We start from the raw sequence: 10,678 nt of genomic DNA on the forward strand, positions 1-10,678 counted from the left end.
ATGACTCTTCTCAAGCTCGAAGGGATCAGGAAAAGATTCGGCGCTACCCAAGCGCTTGGAGGAGTTTCCTTTGATCTGAACGCCGGAGAGATTCATGCCCTCATGGGAGAAAACGGCGCTGGCAAGTCAACGTTGATGAAAATTCTGGCGGGGAACCTGGCTGCCGATAGCGGAAAGATCTTCGTTGACGGTCAGGAAGTCCATATCTCATCTCCTAACGATGCACGTAAACACGGAATCGCAATCATCCACCAAGAGATTAATACCGTCCCAAATCTGACGGTGGCCGAGAACCTCTGCCTCGGCGTCGAACCACTCAGACACGGAATTCTTGACCGTGACAAGATGCGTTCGGATGCACGCGCTAAGTTATCGGCCATTGGAGTGGATATCGATGTCAACAGGCCTCTCGGCTCGTTCTCCATCGGTATGCAGCAGATGGTCGAAATTGCTCGTGCTGCTGCCGAGGACGCCCGCATTCTCGTTCTCGACGAGCCCACTGCCGCGCTTTCCCGAGCTGAAACAGAGGATCTTTTCAGAATTATTCGAGAGCAGCAGCAAAACGGCGTCGGCCTTATCTACATCACTCACCGTATGGAAGAAGTGTGGAAGTTAGCTGATAGGGTGTCCGTTCTTCGGGACGGAACGTCCGTCGGAACGCAGCTTCTAGCCGAATTAACGCCTGACGAAATCGTGCGAATGATGGTCGGTAGAAAAATCGGTGATCTCTACGAACATGCAGACCGTGCATCGGGCGAAGTGGTTCTTGAGGCAAAGGATCTCAAAGCTCCTGGGGTTGATGACGTCTCCTTCAAAGCTCGGGCTGGTCAAATTCTTGGATTTGCAGGATTGGTCGGCGCTGGGCGTTCGGAAACCGTCAGGCTACTTATGGGAGCAGATCCCATGAGTAGCGGCACGTTGCTACTCAAAGGCAAAAGCTATCATCCTAAAAGCCCCAAGGAGGCCCTGGGATCTGGCATTGCCATGGTGCCGGAATCCAGAAAGGAACAAGGTCTGTTCATGGATCACACAACGGCATCGAATATCTCGATTGCCTCTCTGAGCGACTTCACCAAACTCGGCGTGCTCGCGCGGGGCGCAATTCGAAAGAAAGTTCGCCAGATCATGGAAGTGCTCAATATTCGAAAGACCTCCACAAGTCTTCCGGTAAGAGCGCTTTCGGGAGGAAACCAACAAAAAGCACTTCTCGGCCGCACTCTCATGGCAGGTGCCGATCTTTTGATTTTCGATGAACCTACGCGCGGTGTTGACATCGGGGCGAAAAGGGAAATCTACGAGATCATGAATGATCTTGCTAAAGAAGGCAAAACCATCATCATGGTTTCTTCTGACCTCCCTGAAGTCCTGGGAATGTCTGATCGCATCATCGTTATGCGAAAAGGAAAAGTCGTGGGAGAACTCGATGCACGAGATGCCACAGAAGAATCGGTCATGAGCCTCGCGACCGGAGCAACAAAGGAACAAGCATGACTATAGAAGCTGCACCTCGACGGAAAATGAACTTCGCTGCGTGGTGGGATAAGGTTGGGATTCTCGCGGTCCTCGTCCTTCTCGTCGTGATTATGGCGCTCATCGCCCCGAACTTCATGTCGATGAACAATCTCATGAATATCGCCCGTTCGATCTCAATTAACGCGATCATTGCGGCAGGTATGACCTTCGTTATTATTACCGCCGGCATTGATCTCTCTGTCGGATCAATCGTTGCCGTATCGGGTGTAACCGCAGTACTGGCCTGTATCTCCGGTGCTCCAGCCATCATCGGGATAATCGCTGGCATTCTTGCCGGTGCAGTTGCGGGATGGGTAAACGGTGCTCTATCGGCGTATCTAGCCCTAGCGCCCTTTATCGTGACGCTCGGCATGATGACATTCCTCCGCGGCCTCGGATACACGCTGACCGGAGGCCAACCCATCGTGGACAACAAGCTGGCTTTCAGAGATCTTGGAAACGGATACATGGCTGGAATTCCAGTTCCCGTCATTGTAATGATCATTGTGTACATCATCTGCTGGTTCATTCTCGAACGAACGAAGTACGGTAGGCATGTTTACGCAGTCGGTGGTAATCCCGAGGCGGCACGCCTTGCTGGAATCAACGTCAAACGGGTACTTACCTCGGTTTATGTCATTGCAGGCGCGCTTTCAGGGCTTGCAGGAGTCATTTTCGCCGCACGCGTTGTTTCCGCGCAGCCGACCGCTGGTACCGGATACGAACTTGATGCTATCGCCGCGGTTGTTCTAGGTGGAACATCTCTTGCCGGCGGTAAGGGCAAGATCATCGGAACCCTCATCGGTGCGATCATTCTCGGAGTGCTCTCAACCGGCATGATTCTCATGAATGTCCAATTCTTCACCCAGCTACTAATTAAGGGCGTCGTCATTATTCTCGCCGTCGCCATTGACTCCCTCAAACAGAAGAGCACCAAGGCAGGAAAGTAGATGAAGACCCATAAAGTAATCAGTAATATCGAAGGAAAGCGTGCATTCGAGCCGATCTACTTCGATGAACCACAAGTGCTCACAGAATCCTTGTGGCTAGCACGAACCAATACTGGGGAGCAGATCCTTTGCCAACGATTGGCTGATCAGCCGGCTCCACAAGAGGCCACCAGATTTGTCACTACACTCAGTTTTGAGGACGAGGCAAGTTTCACACTGGATGAACCAGTCGAATCCGGAGAAGGAATCACAAAAGGACCCGGTACTGAAGCTGACTCATGGGCCCGCGTTAATACCGGCTACTTCGATATTGATGTGTGCACGGGTACCGCAGAGGGCACTGGTGCCTCAAAGTGGGGGCTCAAACACTTCCGCACCCTTGATGAGGGTATTGACCTCCTCCCCTCTGGAAACAATGCGATTGGTGGATTTTACGGCCCGTTCTTCACTCCTGAAAACGGACTCATCAATCCGCCAGAACACACAAAGGTGAAGATTGAGATCCTTGAAGACGGACCAGTCTTGCTTTCTTTCAGAATGCTAGGTGTGATACCAGACGGGCTCCTACCAGAGCTCCGGGGTAAAAACTTCTCAATCGAGTGGGCTTTCACTTATAGGACGCCTTGGTTCAGCCGGCGTTATCACGTAGATGATTTCCAAACTGTGATCAACGGACGTTCTGTAACTAACAAGATCACCGTTGGGGATGAATTCGAAGCCGGACAAGGAAAACTACTCTTTGATCGGTTTGCGTGCTACGGAGGATCCCGATATCGCAGCGGCGATCCTTATGCTGGGCACCTGGCCGACATGGTAGAGCAGACCATTTCTGACAGCACATTACCTCAGCGCAAGAAACTTGAAGAATTTAAGGCCGCCTTAACCGACGATATTGAGAACGCTCATTGGGATTTGTACTGGCGCCTATTCTCGACTTTCGAAGGGGCTTTAACAGACGAAACAATCCGCGACCGACTGGCAATTGTTCGCGAGAAATCATTTGTTGATGCAGAGCTGCGTGATTGGCGAGTCGATTCTGAACCTATCGACGTCCAGAAAGAGGAGCACGAAACTATCTTCCCCGGAGCTGCCAATAAGACAGTCGAATATGACACATCTACCGGCCGTGCAATGATCTGGTATACCTCGAAGCCATCGGGAGGCTTCCAGATCGTACAGCGCAAGCAGTCGGGATGGGGAAACTGGGGTACCAACCTCGAAAACGAATGCCCGGAGCTCCCTGTGGGTGTCGATATCAAAACGGCATACGGCAAATTCGCATCTAACTGGGAAGATATAGCCGACCAGTTAGCAACTCCTCCGGAAGTGCTTTAGGACCAAAGAATCCCATATGGCGGTTGCCGGATTTCTATATGTCCCAGAGTAGGACAGCACGGTTACCGTCTACAAAGCTGGGTGGCTGGCGCGATCATTCTCGCGCTAGCCACCCAGCTCCCTTTTACCAAGAAACCGATTCCTCCAGGTGTGATTCACGCCGGGAAATTGAGTGGGAGGGTGAGGTCGTATTGTTCTGCGTCATAGAGGTGGTCGGCTAGATCCACGATCTGCCCGGATTCATCGTAAGCGCTACGCCTCACTCGTAAGAGAGGGGCGCCGGATGCCACGTGTAAGAGTTCTGCTTCCGCGGGAGTTGCGCTGCGCGCGCTGATACGTTGGACTCCGCCTCGTAACACAATCCCGTGACTCTTGAAGAAAGCGTAGAGGCCTCCCGATGATATAGCGGTAAGCGAGGGAGCCAGATCGGCTGGGATCCAGTTACGCATAATCCCCATACGGTTTCCCTCCGCCCACCGCAAACGTTCTAAAGCCACGATTTCTTTACCTTCTAGGCAGTGCATATCGGCAGCTAGACCGCTATCGGCAAACACCACCAGATACTGGAGAACGTCCGTGCGCGGTTCACGGCCCGCGGCCCGTAAATCATCGGAAAGGCTTGCTAGGGAAGGATCCCTTTGGAAAACTCGTGGCATCACCCTGGTACCAACACGCGGGCGCCGTGAGAGTTTCCCCTCATCAGTCAGGACTTGTAATGCCCGCCGTAGCGTGGGGCGCGAGACACCCAGCCTGCGTGACATGGACACTTCGTCTTCAAGGAGCTGCCCGGGTAAAAGCGCGCCAGAGTCAATAAGACTCGCTAATGATTGCGTGATTTGCTGATGCAAAGGAGTGGAAGACCGAGAGTCGAAACTAATCCGGGGAGCAACCGGAACATCCAGCTGATCTGCATTGTCTTTTCCATGGGGGTTTGACATTAACGTGACTCTCTCACTCTTATTTGTTCACCCAATTGTAAACATAGCCGATCGTCGTATGTTTGGCCAGTATTTCTGTAGTTTTAGCGATTCATAGCGGTTTATATGGCCACGTTCATCAAAGTTTCCCCGCCATTCTGACTGGTCTTTTGTATTTACAAGTAGGGGGTCTGGGGTTATTTTGGGAACAAATGAGACACCCCGCTGGTGGGGTGCTGGTTTGGACTCACAAAGGAGTGATAACGAATGGATATACCTCATTGGATTAATGGTGGCCTGTACACGGGCCAGCCGGAGGGAAAGATCGCGGTTGACGACCCGGCTAGTGGCGAGATTCGCGGGTATTTGTTGCAGGCGAGCCGTGAAGATCTTGACTACGCAGTAGGGATTGCGGTTGAAGCTCAAAAGGCTTGGGCTCGTACCTCGTTGGCGAAGCGTACCGAGATTATGTATCGGATGCGTCAGCTCGTCCTTGATCATCAAGACGAGATTGCGAAAGCGATTGTGGCTGAGCATGGTAAGGATTATTCGGATGCTATTGGGGAGATCCAGCGGGGGCGGGAGACCCTTGATTTTGCTTGCGGGATTAATGTTGCCCTGAAAGGTGAAACATCCTCGAATATTTCCACGGGGGTAGATATTCACACGCTGCGCCAGCCTCTTGGTGTTGTTGGCGGGATTTGCCCGTTTAATTTCCCGGTTATGGTGCCTATGTGGATGCACCCGATTGCGATTGCTACCGGTAATGCTTTTATTTTGAAGCCGGCACCGGCCACGCCTTCGGCTTCTCTTGTGATTGCGCGTTTGTATAAGGAAGCTGGTCTGCCTGACGGGATCTTCCAGGTTATTTCCGGGTCGAATGATTTCACGATGGCCATGATTGACCACCCGGATATCAAGGCTGTTTCTTTCGTGGGTTCAACCCCGGTTGCGAAACTGATTCAGGAGCGTGCGGTGCGGGCGGGCAAGCGTGTCCAAGCATTGGGCGGGGCTAATAATCATGCGATTGTTATGCCCGATGCTGATATCAACTTCGCTGGTAAACACCTTTCAGCTGCGGCTTTCGGAGCTGCTGGTGAACGCTGCATGGCATTACCTGTTGCTGTGGCTGTGGGCGGGGTTGGTGACAAACTAGCAAAAGCCGTCAAAGAACACGCTGAGCTTATCCGAGTGGGTTACGGCCTGGACGAAGGCGTGCAGATGGGCCCGGTTATCAACGCTCAGGCTAAAGAACGGATCATTGACGCGATTACTGATGCGGAAAGCAAAGGTGCGAAAGTCATCCTTGATGGGCGTTCTCTCAATGTGAGCGGGCATGAGAACGGGTATTTCCTTGGCCCAACTATTTGCACGCATGTCTCGCGCGATTCCATCCTGTATCGGCAAGAAACTTTCGGACCTGTCCTGGCAATCGTCGAGGTAGACACTTACGAAGAAGCCATCGCTCTTGTTAATTCCTCGCCTTACGGTAACGGAGCAGCGATCTTCACCAACGATGGTGGTCTGGCACGTCGTTTCGAGCTGGAAGTTGAAGCTGGCATGGTTGGTATCAACGTTCCTATCCCCACGCCCGTGGCTTACTACTCGTTTGGTGGATGGAAAGACTCTCTTATGGGCGATACCCATATTCACGGGCCCGAAGGCGTGCGATTCTACACGCGCGCGAAGGCCACAACGGTGCGGTGGCCTTCGGAGGGCACCTATGAAGCAACAATGTCGTTTGAACGCACCGAATAAACCACAGATAAGGAAGTGATGGACATGGTCGTCCATGATGTACTAACAATTGGACGCTGCGGCGTCGATATTTATCCCCTGCAAACCAACTGCACTCTCGAAGAAGTCACAACGTTCGGTAAATTCCTGGGAGGCTCTCCCACCAACGTGGCAGTAGCAGCAGCACGCCTGGGAGAAGACTGTGCCACCCTCACCGGGGTAGGTGATGACCCCTTCGGGCGGTGGGTACGCCTGGAAATGCGCCGACTTGGTGTATCGGATGAATACGTGATCGTTGACAAGACCCTGAACACGCCTGTTACTTTCTGCGAGATTATCCCACCTGAGCATTTCCCGTTCTTCTTCTACCGTGAGCCCTCGGCCCCTGACCTACAGATTAAGGACACGGACCTGGATGAAAACCAGGTGCGCGAGGCTAAACTCTTGTGGGTATCCGGGACCGGCCTGTGTGAGGAACCCTCTTACTCCACCCACATGAGCGCGCTTGACATGCGTGGGCGTAAAGACCACACCGTTTTCGATATGGACTGGCGTCCAATGTTTTGGGAATCGGTTGATCTAGCACGCCAGCGGTATGCGAAAGTCCTCGACTATGCGACAGTCGCGGTGGGTAACGTGGAAGAGTGTGAAATCGCGGTCGGGGAAACCGATCCACACCGGGCCGCAACAGCACTACTGGAACGCGGAGTACAAATCGCTGTAGTCAAGCAAGGCAGTAAGGGCACCCTCGCGAAATCGAGTACGGAAGAATTCTTCATTCCCGCGATGAATACCACCGTGGTTAACGGGGCTGGTGCCGGGGATGCTTTCGGTGGGTCCCTTGTTCACGGACTCTTACAGGGCTGGAGCCTTGAGAAAACGATCCGGTATGCCAACACTGCCGGCGCGATCGTCACCTCGCGTATCGAATGCTCCACCGCTATGCCCACCCAGGATGAAATCGAGCGCGTGCTGGCCGCGAATCACACTGACGCGCTACTCGAGACACCTCAATCAGCAGAAAGCAACCAGTAACCATGGATATTGCCAGGCTTATTGCAGGACGGCGTTGCCCGGGTTCTGCTCACAAAGCCTTGCTCAAACGCGAGCAACCCGCCACCCTGCTACCCAACGGGAAATTCCTTATTATGGCCGCGGATCACCCAGCCCGGGGCGCATTCGCCGCCGGCCCTAATCCGCGTGCTATGGAAGACCGTTTCGATCTACTCCAGCGCCTGTGTGATGCGCTTGCCGTGCCCGGGGTTTCCGGACTGTTAGGAACAGCCGACATTATTGAAGACCTCGCGCTGCTCGGAGTCTTGGACGGCAAATGGGTATACGGGTCGATGAATCGTGCAGGACTGGCCGGCGCGGCCTGGGAACTGGATGACCGTATCACGGGCTATACCGCTAGAGGAGTAGCCAAAGCAGGCCTGCAAGGCGGGAAAATCCTTCTCCGTATTGCCTACGACGAAACAGAAACCGTGAGCACTTTGGAGATGGCCGGGAAAGTAGTCACCGACCTTTCCCGACGCCAACGCATTGCTATGGTCGAACCCTTCATATCACGGCGCGAAGACAAACAGGTAGTCAATGATGTGTCTACCGATGCCGTTACCCGCTCGATAGCAATCGCTTCAGGTTTGGGGAGCAACAGTGCCTACACGGTACTCAAACTCCCCGACACTCCCGACCTGGAACGCTTCGCGAGGGCGACTACCCTACCCATCGTTATCCTCGGCGGGGAAGTCAGCAATGATGCTGCCAAAACCCTCCACAGGTGGGCTCTCCTCTTGGAGATCCCCAACGTGATCGGCCTGGTCATTGGCCGGTCATTGCTCTATCCACAATCGGGCGACGTTCAAGGCGCCGTGGCCAACGCCGCCCAGCTCCTCTCCTAAAGAGGCTCATATATTGAAGGAGCACTCATGACTCTGACAACAGGAGGTCTCCTCGGTGTCGCTCTAGCAGCGATCGCCGTCTTGCTCTTCCTTATTATCGTATTCAAAGTCAACGCTACAGTCGCACTGATTCTGGTATCAGCCCTGACTGCTATTGCTACCGGGGTCCCAGTCAGCGAGCTATTCGATATGCTCTTGACCGGTTTCTCGGGCACCGTTGGCAAACTCGCTCTCATCATCGGGTTCGGAGCAATTATCGGGCGTATGCTTGAACAATCCGGGGGTGCTGAAGTACTCGCCCAAACCCTGCTGCGTTGGTTCGGGGAAAAACGAGCACCTTTAGCACTCTCAGTAGCTTCGCTCTTGTTCGGCTTCCCAATTTTCTTCGACGCCGGACTCATTGTCATGTTCCCGATCATCTTCTCCGTTGCCCGCCGCCTGGGCGGACCAGTACTCTTGTATGCCTTACCGGCAGCTGGAGCGTTCCAGGTCATGCACGGACTCATGCCGCCCCATCCCGGCCCGGTGGCCGCGGCTACCACGATGAACATTAATATCGGGACCGTGCTCCTGGTCGGTCTAATCGTTGCGATTCCCACGTGGTATCTAGCCGGTTACCGCTTCGCGTTGTGGCTCTCGAAGAGGTTCGATGTTCCCATCCCCAACGTTTTGGGATCTAAAGAATCTGGGCGTGAACTACCCGGGAAAGAGCCCGGCTTCGCAACCGTTCTCTTTATTCTCATGCTCCCGATCCTGTTGATTACCGGTAACACGGTGACTAGTACTTTGCAGTCAGCTGGTATCATCCCAGAACACGCGGCGTGGGCAAGCGCCCTGAAATTCTTCGGTGAAACCGCGGTAGCCCTGTTCGTTACCGCTCTGGTTGCATCAATCATTTTGGGTTATGTACGTAAAGTACCCTGGAAGAATATCGACAAGATCAACGACGCTGGGTTCAAGTCCGTGGCAGCGATCGTCATGGTGGCCGGTGCTGGCGGTATGTTCGGGTCCGTGTTACGTGAAACCGGTATTGGTACCGCGCTTGCTAACACGCTAGCTGATCTTGGTATTCCCCTGCTCCTGGCTGCCTACCTTATCTCCCTGGCACTACGAGTCGCACAAGGCTCAGCAACCGTGGCCATCCAGACCACCGCAGCCTTGCTAGCAGCAACTGTGGCGGGGGCCGGACTCAACGACATCCAAACCGCGCTCGTTGTCGTGGCAATGGGAGCAGGATCGTTCTTCGCTTCCCACGTCAACGATTCCGGGTTCTGGCTAGTAGGCGGTTTCCTCCAAGTAGATACGAAAACGAATCTGAAGATGTGGACCACGTTCACCTCGGTCATATCCCTCGTATCCTTCGGTTTCTGCACTCTGGTCTACCTCATCGTCTAGAAAGACTCTCATTCACATAACCACGTGTGCGCACCCGCGGGCTGGATCTACACCCACCACGGGTGCGTACATGTTTAACTTCCTCACGCACACCCTGAATGACATGCTCTCGTGGACGTCAAGCACGAGTTAAATCCGCACGACTAGCGCAATTGTCAAGCGCAAGTTAAAACTGCACGCCCTCAACAAACGGGCAACCTCGCCCGGCGCCCAAGTGCCCCTATCGGTACCACCACTCAACACCCGCCGGTGGTCGGGCTGTTTAGAACGGGTTTTTGAAGCACCGTGGTGAGCATCGTGAAGCGCGATTACCCTAGTTGGTGTTGATCTGACTGGACCTTGCTAAGGCTTGATCGGTCTGGGAGGCGTAGCTGCCACTGTCGGCTTGGCTCTGATTGGCCGTCACCAGCAGTTCCGACGGCATTTATGTGCCTCAAGATCCATATGAGATATTTTCGGTCGTTGCTTACGCTTGCCCCACCAACGTTGGACTATTGGTCGGCGGGCACGCCCGCCGGTGGCGGTGTGTTTTGAGTGGTGGTACCGATAGGGGCACTTAGGCGCCGGGCGAGGTTGCCGTTTGTTGAGGGCGTGCAGATTCAACTTGCGCTAGGCCTGCGGTTCGTGCTCGGCCTGGTGGTCTGGCAGTACTAGAAAGTCTGGCTAACCATTATCGAAAGTGTTTCACGGCCTTCACATCTTGCTTCACGATCTCCACCATGGCGCTTCAAAATACCCGTTCTATACAGGTCGGCGTTACTGCCATCCCACAGGCCAACCACTGGCCGGGCAGCCGTGTCAACAGTAGATGGATATATTGTCGAAGAAGCTACTGGACTCCTCATCTAAAAAGTCGGGCTAATAGACAAATGGTGGGTCTTATATCCGGGGTTTGCCCTGCCATAGCAACGAAAAGTCAGCCTTATTGAGC

General features: G+C 53.8%; 8 protein-coding genes. 7 read left to right on the top strand and 1 reads right to left on the bottom strand.

Annotation, left to right across the window (positions count from 1 at the left end; translation table 11 throughout):
- From ACRQEG_RS08395 to ACRQEG_RS08405, 3 genes are read left to right on the top strand one after another with little or no spacing between them, the layout of a single operon-like run.
- The gene (locus ACRQEG_RS08395; RefSeq protein WP_320757658.1) at positions 1-1,491 is read left to right on the top strand and encodes a sugar ABC transporter ATP-binding protein; all 1,491 of its coding nucleotides are present in this window, start codon (positions 1-3) and stop codon (positions 1,489-1,491) included.
- Positions 1,488-2,462, top strand: a complete 975-nt coding sequence (locus tag ACRQEG_RS08400) for an ABC transporter permease (protein WP_016442590.1) — start codon at positions 1,488-1,490, stop codon at positions 2,460-2,462. The genes ACRQEG_RS08395 and ACRQEG_RS08400 overlap by 4 nt, the downstream gene beginning before the upstream one ends.
- Positions 2,463-3,797, top strand: coding sequence for a hypothetical protein (locus ACRQEG_RS08405; RefSeq protein ID WP_320757657.1), 1,335 nt, complete (start codon positions 2,463-2,465; stop codon positions 3,795-3,797).
- Positions 3,798-3,952: 155 nt separating this feature from the next.
- On the opposite strand, the gene ACRQEG_RS08410 is transcribed toward ACRQEG_RS08405, so the two are convergent.
- Positions 3,953-4,735: a GntR family transcriptional regulator gene (locus ACRQEG_RS08410; RefSeq protein WP_320757656.1), complete on the bottom strand. Its 783-nt coding sequence runs from the start codon at positions 4,733-4,735 to the stop codon at positions 3,953-3,955.
- Positions 4,736-4,981: 246 nt separating this feature from the next.
- On the opposite strand from ACRQEG_RS08410, the gene ACRQEG_RS08415 reads away from it, so the two are divergent.
- Genes ACRQEG_RS08415 through ACRQEG_RS08430 form a run of 4 tightly spaced genes read left to right on the top strand, consistent with a single transcriptional unit; the run spans position 4,982 to position 9,747 of the window.
- Positions 4,982-6,472, top strand: coding sequence for a CoA-acylating methylmalonate-semialdehyde dehydrogenase (locus tag ACRQEG_RS08415; protein ID WP_320757655.1), 1,491 nt, complete (start codon positions 4,982-4,984; stop codon positions 6,470-6,472).
- Positions 6,473-6,496: 24 nt separating this feature from the next.
- Complete coding sequence (gene iolC, locus ACRQEG_RS08420; RefSeq protein ID WP_274732662.1) at positions 6,497-7,486, top strand: 5-dehydro-2-deoxygluconokinase; 990 nt, start codon at positions 6,497-6,499, stop codon at positions 7,484-7,486.
- A gap of 2 nt (positions 7,487-7,488) precedes the next feature.
- Positions 7,489-8,352: a Cgl0159 family (beta/alpha)8-fold protein gene (locus tag ACRQEG_RS08425; protein WP_274736179.1), complete on the top strand. Its 864-nt coding sequence runs from the start codon at positions 7,489-7,491 to the stop codon at positions 8,350-8,352.
- A 27-nt stretch (positions 8,353-8,379) separates the two neighbouring features.
- Positions 8,380-9,747 (top strand): GntP family permease, encoded by a 1,368-nt coding sequence (locus tag ACRQEG_RS08430; protein ID WP_016442584.1) that lies wholly within the window; start codon positions 8,380-8,382, stop codon positions 9,745-9,747.
- Positions 9,748-10,678: the final 931 nt, after the last annotated feature.

This window comes from Actinotignum stranguriae (assembly GCF_051265215.1).
Classification (GTDB): domain Bacteria; phylum Actinomycetota; class Actinomycetes; order Actinomycetales; family Actinomycetaceae; genus Actinotignum; species Actinotignum schaalii_C.